15 protein-coding genes are annotated in these 22098 nt (G+C 64.2%); 6 read left to right on the top strand and 9 right to left on the bottom strand.

Annotated elements, in window-relative coordinates:
• Positions 1–16: 16 nt before the first annotated feature.
• Complete coding sequence (kbl, locus tag ACXZ1M_RS27260; RefSeq protein ID WP_459050726.1) at positions 17–1219, bottom strand: glycine C-acetyltransferase; 1203 nt, start codon at positions 1217–1219, stop codon at positions 17–19.
• 113 nt (positions 1220–1332) lie between these two features.
• On the opposite strand from kbl, the gene ACXZ1M_RS27255 reads away from it, so the two are divergent.
• Positions 1333–1908, top strand: coding sequence for a helix-turn-helix domain-containing protein (locus ACXZ1M_RS27255; protein WP_373986791.1), 576 nt, complete (start codon positions 1333–1335; stop codon positions 1906–1908).
• 3 nt (positions 1909–1911) lie between these two features.
• Here ACXZ1M_RS27255 and ACXZ1M_RS27250 read toward each other — a convergent pair whose 3' ends face one another.
• The 5 genes from ACXZ1M_RS27250 to ACXZ1M_RS27230 all read right to left on the bottom strand — a co-directional run bounded on the left by ACXZ1M_RS27250 (position 1912) and on the right by ACXZ1M_RS27230 (position 11129).
• Positions 1912–3114, bottom strand: coding sequence for an ammonium transporter (locus tag ACXZ1M_RS27250; RefSeq protein WP_459050725.1), 1203 nt, complete (start codon positions 3112–3114; stop codon positions 1912–1914).
• A gap of 168 nt (positions 3115–3282) precedes the next feature.
• Positions 3283–5790 (bottom strand): zinc-dependent metalloprotease, encoded by a 2508-nt coding sequence (locus ACXZ1M_RS27245; protein WP_459050724.1) that lies wholly within the window; start codon positions 5788–5790, stop codon positions 3283–3285.
• A complete protein-coding gene (locus tag ACXZ1M_RS27240) occupies positions 5787–7961 on the bottom strand; it encodes a prolyl oligopeptidase family serine peptidase (protein WP_459050723.1) in 2175 nt (724 codons plus the stop codon). Before ACXZ1M_RS27240 ends, ACXZ1M_RS27245 begins: the two co-directional genes overlap by 4 nt.
• A gap of 95 nt (positions 7962–8056) precedes the next feature.
• The gene (locus ACXZ1M_RS27235; RefSeq protein ID WP_459050722.1) at positions 8057–10510 is read right to left on the bottom strand and encodes a putative bifunctional diguanylate cyclase/phosphodiesterase; all 2454 of its coding nucleotides are present in this window, start codon (positions 10508–10510) and stop codon (positions 8057–8059) included.
• Positions 10497–11129 carry a methylamine utilization protein gene (locus tag ACXZ1M_RS27230; protein ID WP_459050721.1) on the bottom strand — a complete coding sequence of 211 codons (633 nt, stop codon included), beginning with the start codon at positions 11127–11129 and terminating at the stop codon, positions 10497–10499. The genes ACXZ1M_RS27235 and ACXZ1M_RS27230 overlap by 14 nt, the downstream gene beginning before the upstream one ends.
• 136 nt (positions 11130–11265) lie before the next feature.
• Here ACXZ1M_RS27230 and ACXZ1M_RS27225 point away from each other — a divergent pair, with 136 nt between their 5' ends.
• On the top strand, positions 11266–13098 hold the full coding sequence (locus tag ACXZ1M_RS27225) for an EAL domain-containing protein (protein WP_459050720.1): 1833 nt from the start codon (positions 11266–11268) through the stop codon (positions 13096–13098).
• 7 nt (positions 13099–13105) lie between these two features.
• Here the strand turns inward: ACXZ1M_RS27225 and ACXZ1M_RS27220 are convergent, their stop codons facing one another.
• The 3 genes from ACXZ1M_RS27220 to ACXZ1M_RS27210 form a co-directional block, all read right to left on the bottom strand.
• Entirely contained in the window at positions 13106–14308 is a 1203-nt protein-coding gene (locus tag ACXZ1M_RS27220; RefSeq protein WP_459050719.1) for a tetratricopeptide repeat protein, read from the bottom strand.
• 105 nt (positions 14309–14413) lie between these two features.
• A complete protein-coding gene (locus ACXZ1M_RS27215; RefSeq protein WP_459050718.1) occupies positions 14414–15034 on the bottom strand; it encodes a 3'-5' exonuclease in 621 nt (206 codons plus the stop codon).
• A 17-nt stretch (positions 15035–15051) separates the two neighbouring features.
• Positions 15052–16302 carry an Hsp70 family protein gene (locus ACXZ1M_RS27210; RefSeq protein WP_459050717.1) on the bottom strand — a complete coding sequence of 417 codons (1251 nt, stop codon included), beginning with the start codon at positions 16300–16302 and terminating at the stop codon, positions 15052–15054.
• 207 nt (positions 16303–16509) lie between these two features.
• Here ACXZ1M_RS27210 and ACXZ1M_RS27205 point away from each other — a divergent pair, with 207 nt between their 5' ends.
• The 4 genes from ACXZ1M_RS27205 (at position 16510) to ACXZ1M_RS27190 (ending at position 22067) form a co-directional block, all read left to right on the top strand.
• Positions 16510–17640: a LacI family DNA-binding transcriptional regulator gene (locus ACXZ1M_RS27205; RefSeq protein WP_459050716.1), complete on the top strand. Its 1131-nt coding sequence runs from the start codon at positions 16510–16512 to the stop codon at positions 17638–17640.
• Positions 17641–17643: 3 nt separating this feature from the next.
• On the top strand, positions 17644–19815 hold the full coding sequence (locus ACXZ1M_RS27200; protein ID WP_459050715.1) for a 3'-5' exonuclease: 2172 nt from the start codon (positions 17644–17646) through the stop codon (positions 19813–19815).
• Positions 19816–19948: 133 nt separating this feature from the next.
• The gene (locus ACXZ1M_RS27195) at positions 19949–20476 is read left to right on the top strand and encodes an OmpA family protein (RefSeq protein WP_459050714.1); all 528 of its coding nucleotides are present in this window, start codon (positions 19949–19951) and stop codon (positions 20474–20476) included.
• Between the two features lie 151 nt (positions 20477–20627).
• A complete protein-coding gene (locus tag ACXZ1M_RS27190) occupies positions 20628–22067 on the top strand; it encodes a catalase (protein WP_459050713.1) in 1440 nt (479 codons plus the stop codon).
• Positions 22068–22098 lie beyond the last annotated feature (31 nt).

The following is a 22098-nucleotide window of genomic DNA, read 5'->3' as shown; positions in this document are numbered from 1 at the left end:
TGACGATTTTCATGTTTTAGTTCTTCAGCAGGCCGAGTTCGCGGCCGGCTTGTTCGAATGCCTTGAGCACGGTCTCCAGCTGCGCGCGGGTGTGTGCGGCGGACAGCTGGACGCGCACGCGCGCCTGGCCCATCGGCACCACCGGGTAGAAGAAACCACTAAGCAGCACGCCCAGTTCATACATGCGGGCGGCGAACTTCTGCGCCACCGGCGCATCGAACAACATGACAGGAACAACAGGGTGCGTACCCGGCTTGATGGTGAAGCCGATACGCTCGATCTCCTTGCGGAAGAAGGCGGTGTTTTCATGCAGGCGGTCGCGCAGCTCGGTCGACAGCGACAGTTGCTGCAGCACCGCCAGCGAGGCGCCGGCGATCGATGGCGCCAGCGTGTTGGAGAACAGATAGGGACGCGACTTCTGACGCAGCATCTCGATCACTTCCTTGCGGCCGGAGGTGAAGCCGCCCATGGCGCCGCCCAGGGCCTTGCCCAGCGTGCCGGTGATGATGTCGATCTTGCCGACCACGTTGTGGTGCTCGTGCGTGCCGCGGCCGGTCTGGCCCATGAAGCCGGAGGCGTGGCATTCGTCGATCATCACCAGCGCGCCGTACTTCTCGGCCAGTTCAACGATTTTGTCCAGTTGGGCGATGGTGCCGTCCATCGAGAACACGCCATCGGTGACGATGATCTTGTGGCGTTTGTCGGCGGCGGCCTCCAGTTGCTTCTCCAGGTCGGCCATGTCGTTGTGGGCATAGCGGAAGCGCGCGGCCTTGCACAGGCGGATGCCGTCGATGATCGACGCGTGGTTCAGCGCATCGGAGATGATGGCGTCGTTCTCGTCGAACAGCGGCTCGAACACGCCGCCGTTGGCGTCGAAAGCCGCCGCGTACAGGATGGTGTCTTCGGTGCCGAGGAACTTGGAGATGGCCTGCTCCAGTTGCTTGTGCACGGTCTGGGTGCCGCAGATGAAGCGCACCGACGACAGGCCGTAGCCGTATTTTTCGGTGGCGTCGATCGAGGCCTGCGCCACCCATTCCTCGCCCGACAGGCCCAGGTAGTTGTTGGCGCACATATTAATCAGCATTCGACCATCTTCGCTCACCACTTCCGCGCCCTGACGGGACGCCAGTACGCGCTCCGGCTTGTACAGGCCCTGTTCACGCAGTTGATCCAGGGTTTGCTGGAGGCCGCTGTAGAAGGTTTGTTGTTGATTGCTCATGATGGTCCTTGTATGTGATACGATTCCGCCACCTTATGCGAAATTCGTTATGTCGAATTCAAATTCGATATATTGAATTTTATAGCGATCCAGTGAACTCCGCAACCCAAACAATGAAAACACCTGTACCCAACAATGCGCCACCAGAAGTCGGCGCCGCGCTGCAGCGACTGCGCCTGGCCCGTGGCCTGACCCTGGAGGATTTGTCGCGCATCGCCGGCGTTTCCAAATCCATGCTATCGCAAATCGAGCGCGAAAAGGCGAATCCGACCATCGCCATCACGTGGCGTTTAGCCAACGCCCTGGGCGTGCAGATCGGCGAATTGCTGGCCACCGGCGAGCGCCAGACCGAGACCATCCGGGTGATCGAGGCGCACGAAATCCCCACCCTGCCCGGCCTGCATGCGGGCTATGTGCTGCGCATCCTGGGGCCGCTGGAGCTGGCAAGTAAATATGAGTGGTATGAATTGACGCTGTCGCCGGGCGGCGAACTGGCCTCGCAGGGACACGATCCGGGCGCGCAGGAGCACCTGACGCTGTTGCACGGCTCAGTGGAAGTGGAAGTGGGAACCAGCAAGAAGAAGGTCAAGCTGGGCAGCACGGCGCGCTACCCAGGCGACCAGCAGCACATCATACGCAATGTTGGCAAAACGGAAGCGAAAGCCGTGCTGGTGGTGATACACCGTTAAGATTTACCAGTTCGCCTCGCGCTCAGGCGTGGAGCTGATGCGATGAATGGACAGGTCGGCGCCCTGGAATTCCTCTTCCGGGTCGAGGCGCAGGCCCATGGTGGCTTTCAGCAGGCCGTAGACGGCGTAACCGCCGATCAGGGCGACCGTGATGCCCATCGCCGTGCCCACCAATTGCGACAGCAGCGATACGCCGCCCACGCCCCCCAACTCCTTGTGGCCGAAGATGCCGGCGGCAATGCCGCCCCAGGCGCCGCACAGGCCGTGCAACGGCCAGACGCCCAGCACATCGTCGATCTTCCATTTGTTTTGCGCCAGGGTGAACATCCAGACGAAGATGGCGCCGGCCAAGCCGCCCGTCACCAGCGCGCCCAGCGGATGCATCAGGTCCGACCCGGCGCACACCGCCACCAGGCCCGCCAGCGGGCCGTTGTAGGCGAAGCCGGGGTCGTTCTTGCCCATCATCAGCGCCACCAGCGTGCCGCCCACCATCGCCATCAGCGAATTGACCGCCACCAGGCCGTTCATCTTGTCCAGCGCCTGCGCGCTCATGACGTTGAAGCCGAACCAGCCCACCGTCAGAATCCATGCGCCCAGCGCCAGGAATGGAATCGACGATGGCGGATGGGCGGCGATGGCGCCGTTCTTCATGTAGCGGCCACGCCGCGCGCCCAGCAGCAGTACCGCCGGCAACGCGATCCAGCCACCCACCGCGTGCACCACCACCGAACCGGCAAAGTCGTGGAAGCCGGCGCCGAAGGCTTGCGCCAGCCATTCCTGCACGCCGAAACGGTTGTTCCAGACGATGCCTTCAAAGAAGGGATAGACCAGGCCGACCAGCAAGGCGGTGGCCACGGTCTGCGGATGGAACTTGGCCCGCTCGGCGATGCCGCCCGAAATGATGGCCGGGATGGCGGCCGCAAAGGTCAGCAGGAAGAAGAACTTGACCAGCTCATAGCCGTTTTTGGCGGCCAGTACGTCGGCCGAGGAGAAGAAATTGATGCCGTAGGCGATGCTGTAGCCGACGAAGAAATAGGCAATGGTGGAAACGGCAAAATCCACCAGAATTTTCACCAACGCGTTGACCTGGTTCTTTTTACGTACCGTGCCTAATTCAAGGAAAGCAAAACCCGCATGCATCGCCAAAATCATGATGGCGCCGAGCAGGATGAACAAGGCATCCGCGCCGTCTTTGTGTCCAGACATCAAAATCACTCCCCAAAATAAAGCACATCAAATAAAGAACTAACATGGAAAGCAATTTCCGTTCCAATTTGGTGCAAAATCTTAAGTTGCTGATTTTAATGTAGTTTCATGTTGGTGCGTCAGTGGTGCGTCCGACGGCCATCGCCACAGACGCACCAATTTGAGGCGCTAAATTGGTGCGCCGGGCGGCACCGGAGGTGCGCCACGCAGCTTGACGCTGCGCGGATCGGCCAGGTAGGAAGCGATCAACTCGGCCGCTTGCTTGCGGCTGTCGGCGGTCACACTCTTGCCCGGATTCTTTTGCAGCCACTGCGCCAGCTCGCGCGCGGACTGCCGCACTTCGGCCGCCACCTGCGGATGCAGCTTGCCGCCGTCCAGCAGGTTGAGCAGGCTGTCGGCCACTACCCAGTTGGCCGCCAGTTGCACCGCCTCGCCGCCGATCACTGAGGCCGGCACGGCATCGCGCTTCCAGGTTTTCTGCAGCAGCTGCGTCAGCGCTTCCTGCACGCCCGGTTGTTTGGCATCGCGCGCGTGCTGCCACGCCAGGCGGTTGATGCGCGCGGCGTCCAGCAGGAAGCCGGCGGTTTGCGCGGCGCCCGCTTCGGCGATCGAGAAGGCGTCGAACACCGATTCCATGCGCGTCTCGAAGTACTCGCGGCTGCGGCCATAACCGGATGCCGGCGGCGTCAGGATATCGAGCACGTTGGCCGGCAAGGCGAGGTATTCGGCGCGCAGGCTGTCGGTCAGGCGGTTCAGCGCCTGACGCTGCACGTCGGCCGGCGTGGCTTTGACGCCGGCCTTGGCGATGCCCGCCTTGACGTCGCCGGCGCTGGTGTAATCGAAGTCGCCGCCGCCGATCAGGCGCGCCACCGCTTCGCCCTGATAACGCTGCAACAGGTAGACCGGCACCAGGCGCGCTTCCAGCTCGCCGATCTGGCGCGCGTCCGGCAACACATCGACCGAGAAGGTTTGCAGGGCGCGCTGGCGCACTGCGCCCAGCTGGTCCCAGGTCTTCAGCGTATCCGGGCCGAAGTCCCACAGCAGGCCGTCCGGATGGCTGGCGCCCGGCGTGCGGTCGTCCTGGTCGCTGGAATACAGCATGCCGGCCGCGCGCGCCTCGCCGCGCAGCTTGGCCAGCGCGGCCTGCTCCTGCGCGCCGCCGCCGAAATCGCCGTAGATGTAGTTGACGATGTAGTCGTCCCACGGACCGACGCCAACGCCGTAGGCGTTGTTCAGGTCAACCTCGCCCTGCGCATTCAACTTGAGGATGGGATGCGGATAATCCATCACCGAGCCGTTGCCCGTGCCGATGCGACTGGCGGCGAAGTTATGCGCGAAGCCCAGCGTGTGGCCGACTTCGTGCGCCGACAGCTGACGCAAGCGCGCCAGCGCCATTTGCTCCGCCAGCTTGTGCTTGTCGGTGGCGCCGGCTTTGCCGTAAGGAGCCAGCAGCGCTTCGGCGATCAGGATGTCCTGGCGCACACGCTGCGAACCGAGCGTAACGGCGCCGCGCAGGATCTGGCCGGTGCGCGGATCGCTCAACGCATTTCCGTAGGACCAGCCGCGCGTGGCGCGATGCACCCAGCTGATGACGTTGTAGCGGATGTCCAGTGCGTCCACGCCTTCCGGCAGCAGTTCGACGCGGTAGGCATCCTTGTAGCCGGCCTTCTCGAAGGCGCCGGCCCACCACGACGCGCCCTGGATCAGCGCCGAGCGCACCGGCTCCGGTGCGCCCCGGTCCACGTAGTAGACGATCGGTTTCTTCACCGTGCTGACGGCGGCCGATGGGTCGGTCTTTTCCAGCTTGTGGCGCACCTGCCAGTGCACGTCGATGCTGCTGGCGAGCGGCGTGGCGAAGTCGTAGTAGCTGGTGTCGAAGCCGCCGGAGTACGGATGATAGGCGCGCGGCTGCCAGCCGCTGGCGGCGTCGAAGGCCGGCAGGCGCACCATGCTGATACGCTGGCGCATCGACAGGCTGGCCGGATCGGCTCCCACCTGGCGCACGAATTCGGCCTGTCCCGGACCGGCGAAGGTCAGCAGCGCCTCCAGTTCCACATTGTCCGGAAAGGCCTTGGCTTCGGCCGCCAGCACCGCGCTGCGCGATGGATCGACGGCGTACTGGCCCTGCTTGGTGGCGGCCAGCCGCGCGGCGATGCCGTGGCGGTCGGCCAGCAGGAAGCTGGAGAAGTCCACCAACTGGCGCTCCTTGTCGCCGGCGATGATCTCGCCCGACCACAGCACCGAGTTGGAGAACGACTCGCGCACGGCCGCGCGCTCGTCGCGGTCGGCGGAGTTGGCGACGTAGTTGGTGTTCTCCTGCACCAGGAACAGCTTGTTGCCGTGTTTTTCAAAATGGACCATGCGCATTTCGCCGGACTGCGCGCGGTCCAGGCCCACGTCGTTGGAACCCAGCGCATACGGCAAGGAACTCGCCAGCAGGAACGGTTGATCCAGCGCGCCGACCGACAGCAACACCCTGCCCTTGTCCGTATCGCGCCAGACGTCGATAAAGCCCGGCTGCGATTGCAGGCCGCGCGTGGCGTCAGCGATCTGCTTGATGGGCGGCGTGGGCGCGGCCGGCGTTGGCTGATCCGCGCCGGCGGCCAGCGCCACCGGTGCGGCGCCGGACATCAAAAGTGCGAGCAGCAGCGGTGCAGCGGTCGGCGCGCGCATCATGGCTGGCCTGCTGCTTTGGCGGCGTCGCCGCCGTCCATTTGCAGCGCGCGGCTCAGGAAGCCCCAGCGGTCGGCCACTTCCTCGATCTGCTTGGTGGTCGGCTTGCCGGCGCCGTGGCCCGCCTTGCTGTCGATGCGGATCAGGATAGGCGCACCGCCCTGGACCTGGTCGGCCTGCGCGGTGGCGGCGAACTTGAAGCTGTGGGCCGGCACCACGCGGTCGTCGTGATCGGCGGTGGTGATCATGGTGGCCGGGTAGCACGCGCCCTTCTTCAGGTTGTGCAACGGCGAGTACTTGACCAGCGCCTTGAACTCGTCGGCGTTGTCGGACGAACCGTAGTCCGAAGTCCAGGCCCAGCCGATGGTGAATTTATGGAAGCGCAGCATGTCCATCACGCCCACTTGCGGAATCGCCGCCGCGAACAGCTCCGGGCGCTGCGTCATGGCCGCGCCGACCAGCAGGCCGCCGTTGCTGCCGCCGCCGATGGCCAGCTTGGCAGGCGACGTCACCTTGTGCGCCACCAGCCATTCGGCCGCGCCGATGAAGTCGTCGAACACGTTCTGCTTCTGCAGCTTGGTGCCGGCCGCGTGCCACGATTCGCCGTACTCGCCGCCGCCGCGCAGATTGGCCATCACGTACACGCCGCCCATTTCCAGCCACGCCAGGTTGGCCACCGAGAAGGCCGGCGTCAGCGAGACATTGAAACCGCCGTAGCCGTACAGGTAGGTCGGGTTGCTGCCATCGAGCTTCAGGCCCTTCTTGGCGACGATGAACATCGGCACCTTGGTGCCGTCGCGCGAGGTGAAGAATTCCTGGCGGGTTTCAAACGCGCTAGGATCGAAGTCCACTTTCGGCTGGCGGTACACGCTGCTCTTGTTGGCCTTCAGGTCGTGGCGGTAGATGATGGTCGGGCTGGTGAAGCTGGTGTAGGCGTAGAAGGTTTCGGTATCCGCGCGCTTGCCGCTGAAGCCACTGGCCGTGCCCAGGCCCGGCAGTTCGATGTCGTGCAGGGCCTTGCCTTTCAGGTCGTAGACCTTGACCAGGCTGTGCGCGTCGCTCAGGTAATCGACGATCAGCTGGTTGTTCACCAGCGACGCCGAGACCATGGTGCTGCTGCTCTCCGGGACGATCTGCTTCCAGTTCAGCACACCCGGCTTGCGGGTGTCGATGCTGACGATGCGGCCGCGCGGCGCATTGCGCTCGGTGCGGAACAGGAAGACCGGGCCGTCGTTGCCGACGAAATCATAGGCGGCGTCGAAGTCTTCCAGCAAGCCGACCACTTTCGCATCCTTCTTGCTCAAGTCCTTGTAAAACACGCGGTTCTTGTTCTCCGTGCCTTGCGAAGCGCTGATGACCAGGAAGCGGCCGTCCTGCGTGACTTCGGCGCTGAAGCCCCAGTCCTTGTGGTCCGGACGGTCGTACACCAGCACGTCCGCGCTTTGCGGCGTGCCCAGTTTGTGGAAGTACAGCTTCTGGAAGTAGTTGACGTCGGCCAGCTTGGTGGCTTCCTGCGGCGCGTCGTAGCGGCTGTAGAAGAAACCGGAGCCGTCTTGCAGCCACGCGGTGCGCGAGAACTTGACCCACTTGATGTGGTCCTCGACGTCCTTGCCGCTCTCGATGTCGCGCACCTTGATCTCGTTCCAGTCCGAACCCGAGGCGGCGGTGCTGTAGGCGAGGAACTTGCCGTTCGGGCTGACCGCCAGTCCGGCCAGCGCCACGGTGCCGTCGGCGGCCAGGGTGTTCGGATCGAGTAGCAGACGCGGCACGTCGGCCAAGGTCTTCATGGTGTACAGGACCGCCTGGTTCTGCAGGCCGTCGTTACGGCTGTAGAAATAGCGGCCGCCTTCCTTGAACGGCACGCTGAAGCGCTCGAAGTTCCACAGCTTGGTCAGGCGTGACTTGATCGCTTCGCGGCCGGGGATCTGCGACAGGTAGCCTTGCGTGAGCTTGTTCTGCGCCTCCACCCACTCCTTGGTCTCGGCGCTGTTGGCGTCTTCCAGCCAGCGATACGGATCGGCGATGACGGTGCCGTGGTAGTTGTCCTGCTGGTCGACCGTGCGCGTGACCGGGTAGTTCATGGGTGCGCCCGGTGCCGGGCAGCTTGGTGCGCTTTGCGCGAACGCCGCCGATTGGGCGAAGATGAGGGAGGCCAGGAGTGCATGTCGTTGCATAGGTGATCCGTATCCGTGTAAGGTTCATCAGGAATACAGATCATAACGTGAAGCATGACAAATATGACACGTTAGCTGAAAAACAAAGACGATTTTTATTTGGCGTAGCTCACGTCCACCGCCGCATCGGCCTGTGCGCCGATGGCGATCGGCGCGCGCCACTTCTCAAGCCACGGGATCAGCTGGTCGCCCGGTATCGGACGACTCATGAAGTAGCCCTGGCCCTGGTCGCAGCCCAGCTCCGCCAGCAAACGCCATACGGCTTCGCTCTCGATCCCTTCGGCTACCACGCGCAGGCCCATGTTGTGGCCAAGGTCGATGGTCGAGCGCACGATCTTGGTGTCGCCTTCGTCCTTCTCCATATTCAGCACGAAAGACTTGTCGATTTTCAGTTCATTCACCGGCAGGCGCTTGAGGTAGGCCAGCGACGAATAGCCGGTGCCGAAATCGTCGATCGACAAATCCAGGCCCATGGCGCTCAGACGCTCCAGCGTGTTCTGCGCGCGCACCGGATCGTCCATGATGGCGCTCTCGGTGATCTCCAGGCAGAAGGAACCGGGCGTCAGCTTGTGGCGGGCCAGCAGGTCGGCGAACTTGGCCGGCAAGTCCTGGTCCAGCAGGTCGCGCGTGGACAGGTTGACCGACACCTTCAGGTGATGGCCCTTGCTGGCCAGCTCGCGGCACAACTCGGCCGACTTCTCCATCACCCAGCGCGTCAGGATGCGGATAAAGCCGGTCTGCTCGGCGAACGGAATGAACTCGTCGGGGAAGACATTGCCGCGCTCCGGATGCGCCCAGCGCACCAGCGACTCCATGCCGACCACGCGCCCGGTCTGCAGCGAAATCTTGGGCTGCACGTGCAGGCGGAACTCGTCGCGCTCGATGGCGTTGCGCAGCTCCGTCAGCAGCGACAAACTCTTGGCGCTGGATTTGTCCATCACCGCGTCGTACACCACGGCGCCGTCGTTGCGCTGTTTGGCGGCGTACATCGCCACTTCGGCCATGCTCAATAGCGTTTCGCCATCGTCGGCGTGCGCCGGATAGCCGGCGATGCCGAGGCCCGCGCCGATGTCCACCATCTGGTCTTCCAGCGACAGCGGCGTCTCCAGCGCCTGCAGGATCTCGGCCGCCATCAGCTGCGCCGCATCGATATTCGTGGCCGGCAGCAGCACGGCGAATTCGTCGCCGCCCAGGCGCGCCACCTGCGCCGACGATTGCCGGCGGTTGGCCAGCAGCAGCTGCAGGCGGCCGGCCACCTGGCGCAGCAGCGCATCGCCGAAGCTGTGGCCCATGACGTCGTTGACGTGCTTGAAGCGGTCCAGGTCCATCATCAGCACGAACAGCGCCTCTTCGCGCCGGCGTGCTTCGTGCAGGGCATCGTTCAGCAGCAGCACGAACTGCGCGCGGTTCGGCAGGTTGGTCAGCGTGTCCCAGTACGCCAGCCGGCGGATTTCCTGTTCGCGCTTGGCGATACCTTCGCGCATGGCGTCGAAGGCGTGCGCCAGCTGGCCGATTTCATCTTCGCGCCGGCTGTCGATGACGACCTTGTAGTCGCCCTCCTCCAGCCGCTTGGCCGTGACCACCAATTGGCTGATCGGCTGGGCGATGCGCTTGGCGGTGAACACGATGGCCAGCGCCGAAGCGAAGATGCCGCCCAGCGTCAGGCCGATCAGCCACTGCTCCAGGCGGCGGTAGTCGGCCGTGGCCTCGTCGAACGAGCGCGCCAGCAGCACGCTGGCGGTCTGGCCGCCATCCTCGCCGATGGTCATCAGGCGCGCGCTGTACTGGGTGGTTTCCACCACCATGTCGAACGGCCCGGTGGGCGCCTGAGGCAAGGCCTGCAGCTGGTCGACCACGGTCTGGGCCGACGGCCCGACGAAGGTCGAGCCGACCGGCAGCCAGCTGCCCTGTCGATCGCGCGTCAGCACCGAGGTTTGCAGCGAGCTGACCTCGCGCATCTCGTTGGCCAGCTGGCGGTCGATCGGGAAGGTCATCACAATCCAGCCGATGGTGATCGGCGCCTTGATCGGCATGGCGACGATCTGGAACGGCCGGTCGTCGACGATGGCGATGCCGATGGCGCCATCGGCCGCTTCGGCCGCGTCCAGCATCGACAGCGCCATTTTCTCCAGCCCCTTCGACTGCGCGGGATTGGTGGTGGCGCTGATGCTGCGGTCGTCGCCGATCAGCATCGACAGCGAGGCCTTGATGCGGCGCCCGCTGTTGGCCAGCGCCGATTCGATGGTGGCGCGGTCGCTTTCATCGTTGTTGCCGATGGCCGCCACGAACGCGGTGTCGCGCGCCAGCAGCCGCGCGCCGAAACGCAGGCTTTGCGCATTCTGTTCCAGCAGGCGCCGGAACACCTTGGTGCCGTTGTTGAGTTCCGCGCTGATGGCCGCGCGCGCATTGCTTTCGATGCCGCGCTGGATCACCACCAGGCCCACCACCTGCACCGCCACGATCAACACCAGGAACAGCGTGACGATCCGGCTTTCGATGCTGCGAAAGCTGAACTGCTTTTTCAGCTGATCGCGGTCAAAGCGCGGCATCGTCCACCACCACCGGCTTCATGGGCAATTTGAAGATGGCGGTGGCCAGGTCGTTGCCGGCCTTCACCGTCAGCGTCTGCTCCGGGGTGGCGCCGCCCACCGTGTTGTAGTGCCAGGCCTTGACCACGTACTTGCCGCCGGCCGGCAGCTCGATGCGGGCGGCGCCGGAACCGTCGGTCTTGGCGTAGTACGGCGTGTCGACGATCCTGACATAGGCGATCATCTTGTCATGGATGTTGCAGCCGAGCACAACCGTGCCGGCCTTGTCGAACACCTGCGGCGAGGCGGCCTGGCCGGAATACAGCTTCTGGTCGAACTTGTGGGCCGGCGAAAACGAATAGATGTGATGGCGCACCTTGTCGTTGTTGGGGAAATTGATGGTGGCGCCGACCTGCACCACGGTCACCAGCGGCATGAATTTCAGGCCCTTCTGCTCGATCTGCACGGCGGGTGCCGACTTGGCGGCCGGCGCCGCGCCTTCCGGTTCGACGTAAATCACGGTGTCGGGCAGCACCTTGCCGCTGGCGTCCTGCACCTGCACCGCGATGCCGGTGGCGCCGGCGGCCGCGCTCAAGAAGGTGCCGCAGGCAATGACGGAACGGCTGACGGAACGGAGCATGGGTATCCTGATCTCAGTAGAGGTGACACTGTATTGTAATACCAGTCACGGGCAAAATGTTTCCAGAATTCATCACGCCGTCACAAATGAACTTTATGATCGCACAGTTAAACGCAACTTTGGCAAGCGATTCATTGTGAATTCAGTACTCAAGCCGGCCGCCGGCGCCACCATCACTTATCTGCAACCTCGGGAAGAGGATGAGGAGGCCATCTTGCGCGCGCATCTGCTCGACATCCTGGCACGCCGCCAGCTCAGCGCGCTGTTCCAGCCCATTGTACACATGCAAACGGGCGAAATCATCGCCTACGAGGGCTTGATACGCGGTCCGTCCGACAGCCCCTTGCACGCGCCCATGAACCTGTTCAAGACGGCGCGCACCAACGATCTCACGGTCGAGGTCGAACACCTGTGCCGCAAGGTGGTGCTGGAGCGCTTTGCCGAGCTGGGCCTGCCGGGCAAGTTGTTCCTCAACGTCAGCCCGGAGTCGCTGCTGCAACGCGACGCGCGCCATGGCGAAACGCTGGAAGTCATTCATCAGCTCGGCATCAACCCGGAACGGGTGATCATCGAGCTGACCGAAAACCAGCCCACCTACGACTACGACCTGATGCGCGAAGCGGTGCTGCATTACCGCCAGATGGGCTTCCAGATCGCCATCGACGACCTCGGCGAAGGCTTTTCCAGCCTGCGCCTGTGGTCCGAGCTGCGGCCGGAGTTCGTCAAGATCGACATGCACTTCATCCAGGGCATCAACCACGACCCGGTGAAGCTGCAATTCGTGCGCTCGATCCAGGAAATCGCTGAAAAATCCAACACCCGCGTGATCGCCGAAGGCATCGAAACCCAGGCCGAACTGCTGGTGCTGCGCGATGTCGGCGTGGCCTACGGCCAGGGCTACCACCTCGGCCGTCCGCACCCGACTCCGGCCCGCACGGCGCCGGCCGAAGTGGTCAAGACGTTGGCGCGCAACGGCGTGGCCGTCTATCCGCAGCGCGGCATCGATCAGCGCGCCACCATCGCCAAGCTGCTGCACCCGGTGACGGCGGTGCCGTCCACCATGAACAACAACGAGGTGTACGCGATTTTCCAGCACGCGCCGGAACTGATGATCATTCCGGTGGTGGACGATGGCGTGCCGCTGGGCCTGATCAGCCGCTTCGTGATGATCGAACATTTCGCCCGGCCCTACGAGCGTGAACTATATGGCAAGAAATCCTGCCGCCAGTTCATGGATGCCAATCCGCTGATCGCCGACCGCAGCACCAGCCTGCAGGAGCTGAGCTTCCGCATGGCGCAAGCCGCCGCCCACCACCTGTTCAATGGTTTCATCATCACCGAGCAAGGCCGCTACGCCGGCATGGGCACCGGGCACGACCTGATGCGCGAAATCACGCAGCTGCAGATCAAGGCCGCGCGCTACGCCAATCCGCTGACCCAGTTGCCGGGCAACGTGCCGATCACCGAACACATCGACCGCCTGCTGGAGAGCGGCACGCGTTTCTGGGTCTGCTATTTCGATCTCGACCACTTCAAGCCGTTCAACGACGCCTACGGCTACCGGCGCGGCGACGACGTGATCCAGCTGACCGGCAACCTGCTGGCCAGCCATTGCGATCCCGACCGCGATTTTGTCGGCCACATCGGCGGCGACGACTTCATGGTGTTGTTCCAGAGCGAGGATTGGGAGCAGCGCTGCCAGCACGTGCTGGAAGCGTTCAGCCGCCACGTGATGGACTTCTACAGCACCGAGGACCGCGAGCGCGGCGGCTACCTGAGCGAGGACCGCCAGGGCCGGAAAGTGTTTTATTCCGTGATGAGCTTGTCGGTGGGCGCGATCCGCGTCGAGCCGCACCAGTATCACAGCCACCACCAGATCGCCACGGCGGCGGCGGAATCGAAGAAGCAAGCCAAGAAAATCCACGGCAACAGCCTGTTCCTGGACCGCCGCCAGCCGCCGGGCAACTGAAGCTGCGTCAGTCCGGCTGCCCGGCCATGCCCAGGTTGTAGCGGGCCAGCGGGTGGCCCTGTTCGGCGGCCTTGCGGTACCAGTGCAGCGCCTGCGCCTCGTCGCGCTCCACGCCCAGGCCGTTGGCGTACATCACGCCGAGGTTGTTCTGGGCGCCGGCGTCGCCCTGCTCGGCGGCGCTGCGGTACCAGGCTGCCGCCAGCGTATCGTCGCGGTTCACGCCGTGGCCGTTGGCATACATCTGCGCCAGGTTGAACTGCGCGCTGGCCGTGCCCTGCTCGGCCGCCAGCCGATACCATTCCAGCGCCAGGCGTTCGTCGCGCTCGACGCCGCGTCCGCGCGCATACATGCCGCCGAGATTGTACTGGGCCAGCGCATGGCCGGCCTCGGCCGCTCGCCGATACCAGACCAGCGCCACGTCTTCATCGCGCTGCACGCCCTTGCCGTGCGACAGCAGCACCGCCAGGTTGAACTGGGCGTCGACATCGTCCTGCTCGGCCGCCCGCAACAGCCACGACACCGCCCGCTGCGGATCGGCCTTCACGCCCAGGCCTTCGGCATAGGCCACGCCGACCAGGCGCTGGGCCATCGCCACATCCTGCCCGGCGGCCTGCCGGAACCAGGCCACCGCCTGCGCCTCGTTGCGCGCCACGCCGCAGCCGTGCTTGTACATCAGGCCCAGCCGCAACTGCGCATGGGCGTCGTTTTGCAGCGCGGCCTTGCGATACCAGGCGCGCGCCATGGCGTAGCTGCGCAGCACGCCACGCCCTTCCGCATAGGCTTCGCCGAGCAGGGTCTGGGCGCTGGCCAGGCCCTGCTCGGCGGCGCGGCAGAACCAGGCGTGGGCGATTTCATCGTTGGGCGTGACGCCGCGTCCCTGACGGTACATTTGTCCGAGATTCTGCTGGCCCGAGGCTTCGCCCTGACGGGCCGCGCAGCGGAACCAGTACAGCGCCATGTCGTCGTCGGCCTCGATGCCGCGCCCGTAGTAGAACATCACGCCGAGCTGGTTTTGCGCATAGGCCAGGCCCTGCTGGGCCGCCTTGCTCATCCAGCGGAAGGCTTGCCGTTCATCGCGCGCCACGCCATCGTCGCCGCTCTTGTACATGCGGCCCAGGTTGAATTGCGCGTAGGCGTCGCCGCGCTCGGCGGCCGCCAGAAACCAGCGGTAAGTGTCCAGGCCCTCCTGGGCCGCACAATGTTTTTTCACGGCACACCTCTGATCAAATGTTTAACAATCTTGATGAAAGTGTAAAACGCAGATCCCGGCGGGATTTGCGCGCGCTCAAACGCGCCCGTGATGACTTGCAATCGTTTACTGTCCTGATCGCTTTTGCAGAAACTGCGGGACTTTGGCGGCGGCCAGCTTGTTGACGGCCACCAACAGATCGGTGTCGACCTGGTCGATGCCGTAGCTGGCGCGCAGGTGGCGGCCGATGTGAATCAGCAGTTGCGCGGCCACCTCGGCGTCGGCCTCGGCCCGGTGGGCGGCGCTGCGGAACTTGATGCCGAGCGCGCTCGACAACTGGCCCAGCTTGTAGCTGCCCAGTGTGGGGAATACGCGACGCGACAGCTTGAGCGAGCACACCAGCGAGGCGTGGCGCGGCGTCAGGTCGAGCTGGGCCGCCTCGGCGCGCAGGAATTTATCGTCGAAGCTGGCGTTGTGGGCCGACAGCGCGTCGCTGCCGATGAAGTCCAGCAGCTGCGGCACCACTTCCGCCGCCGACGGCGCGCGGTCCACCATGGCTTGCGTGATGCCGGTCAGGCCGGTGATGAAGGACGGAATGCGCACGCCGCAATTGACCAGCGAGACGTAGCGTTCGACCACCTCGCCGCCGACGATGCGCAGCGCCGCCACCTCGGTGATGCGGTCGCCCATGGCGGGCGAGAGGCCGGTGGTCTCGAAGTCGAGCATGACGATGGGTTGGTCGAGCATGGTGTCCTTGATCCGAGTTAGCCGAACTTGCGTACCGCATCGAGCGCCAGGCCGGCGCCGATGCTGCCAAACAGGTCGCCTTCGACCTTGCGCGCGGCCGGCACCAGCGCGCCGATGCGCTCGCGCAGCTTGAGCACGCCGCTGGAGCCGCCGGTGAAGAATACCGTGTCGACGTCGGACGCTTGCACGCCGGCGTCGCGCAACAGATCGTTGACGGTGGTTTCCACCGAGCCCACCAGGTGGTCGATGGCGCCGTCGAACTGGTCGCGGTTCAGATCGAGCACCACCGGCGGCGCCAGGCGATCCAGGTTCAGCTGGACGCGCGGGTCGGCCGACAGGGCGATCTTGCCCTCTTCCGCCTTCATCGCCAGCCAGTGGCCGGCGCGCTCGTCGATCAGGCGTTGCAGGCGGCCCAGCTTTTCCTGTTCGGCCGAATCGCGCAGCAGGTCGGACAGCTGGGTCCACATTTTCTTGGTGTAGACCTGGTTGATGGTGTGCCAGGTGGCCAGGTTGAAGAAGTAACTGGACGGCACTTCGCTGTTGTTGCGCAGGCGGCTGCCATAGCCCAGCAGCGGCATGATGGACGACAGGCTCAGGTATTTATCGAAGTCGGTGCCGCCGATGTGGACGCCGCCGTTGGCCAGGATGTCGTCACGGCGTTCGGCCTTTTTGGCGCGTTCGGGCGACAGGCGCACCAGCGAGAAGTCGGACGTACCGCCGCCGATGTCGGCGATCAGCACCAGCTCTTCGCGGTCGATCTGCGACTCGTAGTCGAAGGCGGCGGCGATCGGCTCGAACTGGAAGGCGATGTCCTTGAAGCCGACCGAGCGCGCCACTTCGGCCAGGGTGTCTTCGGCCAGCTGGTCGTTTTCCTTGCTGTCGTCGATGAAATGGACCGGGCGGCCAAACACGGCCGAACTGAACTCGCGGCCGGCGGCACGCTCGGCGCGGCGCTTGAGCTCGCCGATGTACTGGGCCAGCAGCATGCGGAACGGCAGCGCGCGGCCGCCGACCTCGGTCTGGCCGTCAATCAGGCTGGTGCCCAGCAGGCTTTTCATGGAACGCATCAGGCGCCCCTCGTAGCCGGCCAGGTATTCGCCCAGCGCGGCGCGGCCGTAGGTGACCTCGTCGTCGTCCGCATTGAAGAAGATCACCGACGGCAAGGTGGTCTTGCCGTCCTCCAGTCCCAGCATCACCGGATGGCCGGGACGTACCCAGCCAACGGTGGAATTGGACGTGCCAAAATCAACGCCGCAAGCAATGGCCATATCGCCCCTTCCTCTTCACTTCAGTTCAGCTAAAGGGGCGACATGCTATCAGAAAAAGCCGCATCGCAGGGAAAATTGCAACATAGCCACAAGCTGGAGGATATTTCTTTGCAGAAATGCGATACTTGTTGCCAAGGGGTAAGTTTTTAAATTATTCTAGGTTACCCGATAAGAATGCCAGCCGCCGGCTGTGCGCCGATAGAGACGATGAGCAAATCCAAGCTGACAGTTGAGCACTGCGCGACCGAGATGAAGGCCGTGATCGCCAGCGAGAACCGGCGCGTCACCTCCTACGACGTGGCGCTGGTGGCGGGCGTCTCGCAATCGGCCGTGTCGCGCTGCTTCAAGCCCGGCGCCAGCGTTTCCAAGACCACGTATGCACGGGTGATGCAAGCCGCCACCCTGCTCGACTACATCCCCAATGCCGCCGCCCGCAGCCTGATTACGCGCCGCTCCAATATGGTGGCACTGATTATCACCAACCAGGCCAATCTGTACTATCCCGAGATGCTGGCCGAGTTGAGCCAGCAGATGACGGCGCGCGGCAAGCGCGTGCTGCTGTTCACCCTGGCGCGCGAGGCCGATGTCGACAGCGCGCTGGCCGACGTGTGGCAATACCAGGTCGACGGCGTGATCGCCGCCGCCCGCCTCTCGCCCGAGCACATTGCCGAATTCGACCGCCGGCGCGTGCCGCTGGTGTTGTTCAACCGCATCCTGCGCGACCACGCCGTCAACACCGTCTCCTGCGACCATTTGGACGCGGGCCGCATGCTGGCCTCGCGCCTGGCGGCGGCCGGCCATCGCCAGTTCGGCATCATCGGCGGCAATATGGATTCCAGCGTCGCCAGCGAACGCCGGCGCGGCGCCTGCGAGCGCATTGCCGAGCTGGGCCTGCCGGCGCCGATCGTGGTGCCGGGCCAATACGATTACCGCAGCGGCGCGCTTGGCCTGAAGGCCATCATCGCCCAGCTGGGCGGCGTACCGGACGCCATCATCTGCGGCAGCGACGTCATGGCCATCGGCTGCCTGGACTACGCCCGCCACGAGCTGGGCATCGATGTGCCGGGCCAGCTGTCGGTGGCCGGTTTCGATGCGGTGGAGCCGTCCAACTGGATCAGCTACAACCTCACCACGCTGCGCCAGCCGATGCCGAAGATGGCGGCGGCGGCGGCCGACCTGCTGTGCGCCCGCATCGCCCAGCATGACACCGAGACCGAAAGACGGGTGTTCAGCGCCCAGTTCATCGAAGGCGCCACCGCGCGCCTGACGCCGGTCGCAGCCAATCTGGCGCCTGCCCGCGCCGCTACCGGCTTGTCGCTGCCGGTCGCTATAATGTAGCGGATGAACCAGCCCAATCCGAATTCCCCACGCTTCACCCCGCAAGGCCTGATCCCGACCGCCGAACAGACCACCATCCAGCTGGCGCAGAACAAGGTCGTCCTGATCGACGCCAACGCCGGCGCCGCCAAGACCACCACGCTGGCCTTGCGCATCGGCGAGGCGCTGGCGCGCAAGCTGCCGCCGGAACAGATCCTGGCCCTGACTTTCACGCCCGAGGCGCGCGACGTGCTGCGCCGCCGTCTGCTGGAGGTGGGCGTGCCGTCGACGCTGGTCGAACGCCTGGCGGTGCTGAGTTTCGAGGACTTCGCCGCCTGGATGATGGACCTGGTGGACGGCGACGACGTGCGCCAGTGCCGCGAAGTTCGCGCGCTGAAAGGCTACGCGCTGCGAGCCATGGACCGCACCGCCGAGCGCTACGCCGGCCACGTGGACGGACTCGAACTACACACCCACAGCCTGGCGCTGAGCCAGTTCCTGGAAGTGCAGCTGGGCCTGAAAGCCACCATGGCGCTCGACAGCGACGTCGAGTTCATGGCGCCGGAGGAAGCGGCCGAAGTGCTGGGCGTGCCGCTGACCGACTACCTGACCACGCTGGAATACGAGCGCTTGCGTCTCGACGGCGGCGCCGGCGCGGTATTTCGCGGCCCCTTCGACGCCACCTACGACTTGGCCTGCAACCTGCACGGCGGCGGCCGCCTGGCCGAGCAGTTCCCGGACTACCGCCTGGTGCTGTGCGACGAGCTGCACGACCTGAACGAAGCGGCGTTCCGCATCCTCGACGCCCTGATCGACCGGCCGCAATGCTACTTCGTCGGCGCCGGCGACAAGGACCAGGTGATCCACGCCAAGCTGGGCGCCAGCGATGAATACCTGCAGCGCCGCTTCGCCGAACGCTTCCCCAAGCTGCAGCGCTACCCGCTGACGCAAACCTGGCGCCACGGCCCGCACCTGGCCGGCGCCATGGCCGAGTTCAAGCAAAAGACCATCTCCTCGCAGCTGCCGCTGCGCACCGAGATCCAGCACGGCCACTACGACAGCGCGGCCGAATGCGCGCAGCGCGTGGTGTTCGCGATCCGCGACTGGAAGCGCGACGGCTACGACCTGGACGGCTGCGCCATCCTGATTCGCGACCGCCATCAGTCGATGGCGATTGAAAACGCCCTGGTTGAAGCCGACATCGACTACCGCACGCCGCCCATGGCCGGCTACCTGCAGCGCGACGAGATCCTGTTCCTGCGCGGCCTGCTGGCGATTGCGCTGCGCGACTTTGGCGCCGTCAAATCGGAACAGGTGCGCGGCGCCATCGTCGACGCCATGGTGGCTTTCAGCGAAATGAAGTTTTCGGCGCGCAGCATGGACAACTTCAAGCAGCAGATCATGAAAAGCCCGGACCTGCTGGGCGAATTGTTCATGATCGAGGACGAGCGCCGCGACGGCGTCGAGCCGAGCTACCGCGACGTCGCCAGCGAAGCGACCAAGCGCGCCGTGATCGCCGCCCTGGAATGGCTGTCCGCCGTGGACCCGGCGACGCCGGCCGCTGCCGTGCTGACCGAACTGTGCGAGCGCGTGCAGCTGGCCGCCACCGCGCGCCGCATCTTCGTGCGCGCCTACGATGCCGGCGTGATCAATAAATCCATCGCCAGCCTGCTGGAAGCGGCCGCCGCCTCGGGCCAGAGCTTGCAGGAATTCTGGAGCGCGATGAACGCGCGCGAAGCCTTCATCCGCCGCAAGCGCGACCGCAAGTCGGTGCTGATCGAATGCGCGGCCAACGCCAAGGGCAAGGAATTCGACCACGTCATCTTGCCTTTCCTGCAAGACGGCGAGTTTCCGCATCCGATGCAACCCCGGCGCGAGGAGGAAAACCTGTTTTATGTGGCCGCCACCCGCGCCCGCGCCCGCCTGACCCTGCTCTCGCCCAACGACGCGGCCCAGCGCAGCAGCTTTATCGCGCAGATGCGCTTGCCTAAATCTTCAGCAGCGGCCGACGCGGCGCTGGAGCGCAATCTGGCGGCGCCCGCCCCGGCGCCCGCTGCGCGCCTGTATTTGACCGCCAGCTTCCATGAAAAGGACCAAGTCAAGGCGCTTGGCGCCAAATTCGACATCGCGCGGCGGGCCTGGTATGTCGAAAGTGATACCGATTTGAAACCTTTTAGCGCTTGGCTGAAAAAATAATGCGAAATAATGCATTGCACCAATATTTCTTAGGGAAACGCTTATATAATACTGCTCGCGGCTGGAGGTACAGCCTCACACCCTCGTGTGTCCTCATGTGTCCCACAAACAAAACCAATTCGGGAGTTTTACGATGAAAGCAAATACCAAAATCCTGCTGGCAGCCTGCACCATCGCTCTGCTGAGCGCCTGCTCGACCCCAGCACCTGCACCAACCCCTGCACCGGCGCCAGCGCCAGTTGCTGCACCTGCGCCAGCTCCAGTAGCCGCTCCAGTACCAGCACCAGTTGCTGCTCCACTGCCAGCGTACCTGGATCCAAACAGCTCGATCTACAAAAACCGCACCGTGTTCTTCGACTTCGACAAGTACAACGTCAAGCCTGAATTCGACACCCTGGTTGCCGATCACGCCAAATTCCTGGCCGCAAACCCTAACGTTGCAGTCAAAGTCGAAGGCTACACCGATGACCGCGGCGGCGCCGAGTACAACCTGGCCCTGGGCCAGAAGCGCGCGCAAGCCCTGATCACCGCCCTGAAAGTACAAGGCGTGAAAGAAGGTCAGATGGAAGCCGTCAGCTTCGGTAAAGAAAAAGCCACCGGTACCGACGACGCAGCACGCGCCAACGACCGTCGTGACGTTATCGTTTATCCAAGCAAATAATTTCTGCTTGAAAAACTGATGTAAGATAAAACGCCCGGCCTTACCGCCGGGCGTTTTTACATTCCGCTCTCACTTTTGAGAGCGGTAAAAAGTTGTAGTAGTAGTTATGCTGGAAGTTTCCATTCATCCCAAATCAGGCGAAGGAAGTTTCATGAAAAATCTCACTACTGCCGCTGGTGCGCCAGTCGTCGACAACCAGAATACCCAGACCGCAGGTCCGCGCGGTCCGGTGCTGCTGCAAGATGTGTGGCACCTGGAAAAGCTGGCCCATTTCGCGCGTGAAGTCATCCCCGAGCGCCGCATGCACGCCAAGGGCTCGGGCGCCTACGGCACCTTCACCGTCACCAACGACATCAGCAAGTACACGCGCGCGGCGCTGTTCTCGGAAGTGGGCAAGAAGACCGATGTCTTCGCGCGCTTCTCGACCGTGGCCGGCGAACGCGGCGCGGCCGATGCCGAGCGCGATATTCGCGGCTTCGCCATCAAGTTCTACACCGAGCAAGGCAACTGGGACATCGTCGGCAACAACACGCCGGTGTTCTTCTTCCGCGATCCGCTGAAATTCCCGGACCTGAACCACGTGGTCAAGCGCGATCCGAAGACCAACCTGCGCAACCCCGAGAACAACTGGGACTTCTGGACCCTGCTGCCGGAAGCGCTGCACCAGGTCACCATCGTCATGAGCGATCGCGGCATTCCGAAAGGTTACCGCCACATGCACGGCTTCGGCAGCCACACCTACAGCTTCATCAGCCCAGGCAATGAACGCTTCTGGGTGAAGTTCCACTTCGTCTGCCAGCAAGGCATCGATAACCTGAGCGATGCCGAGGCGGCCGCGCTGGTTGGCGCCGACCGCGAAAGCTCGCAGCGCGACCTGTTCGACGCCATCGAACGCAATGAATTCCCGAGCTGGAAGCTGGCGGTGCAGATCATGCCGGAAGACGACGCGTCCAAAGTGCCGTACCACCCGTTCGACCTGACCAAGGTCTGGCCGCATAAGGACTACCCGCTGATCGACGTCGGCATCCTGGAGCTGAACCGCAATCCGGAGAACTACCATGCGGAGGTGGAGCAATCGGCCTTCTCGCCGGCCAACGTGGTGCCGGGCGTGAGCTTCTCGCCGGACAAGATGCTGCAGTCGCGGCTGTTCTCGTACGGCGATGCGGCGCGCTATCGCCTGGGCGTGAACCATCACCAGATTCCGGTGAATGCGCCGAAGTGCCCGTTCCACAGCTACCACCGCGACGGCGCCATGCGCGTCTTGCCGAACGAAGGCGGCAGCACGCCGTATGAGCCGAACAGCCGTGGCGAGTGGCAGGAAAGCCCGCAGTTCAAGGAACCGCCGCTGTCGCTGGAGGGCGCGGCAGATCACTGGAACCACCGCGTGGACACCGACTACTACTCGCAGCCGGGCAATCTGTTCCGCCTGTTGACGACGGAGAAGAAGCAGCTGCTGTTCGAAAACACGGCGCGCGCCATCCACGGCGTGTCGAAGCCGGTGCAGGAGCGTCACATCTACAACTGCACCCAGGCCGATCCGGCCTATGGCGCCGGCGTGGCGGCCGCCATCGCTGCGCTGGAAGGCAAGTAACACCACTGGGCCGGCACACTTGATTCGCCTC

This window comes from Duganella paludis (assembly GCF_054461335.1).
Note: the sequence above shows the minus strand (reverse complement) of the source record. Positions and strands in the feature narration are given on the sequence as shown.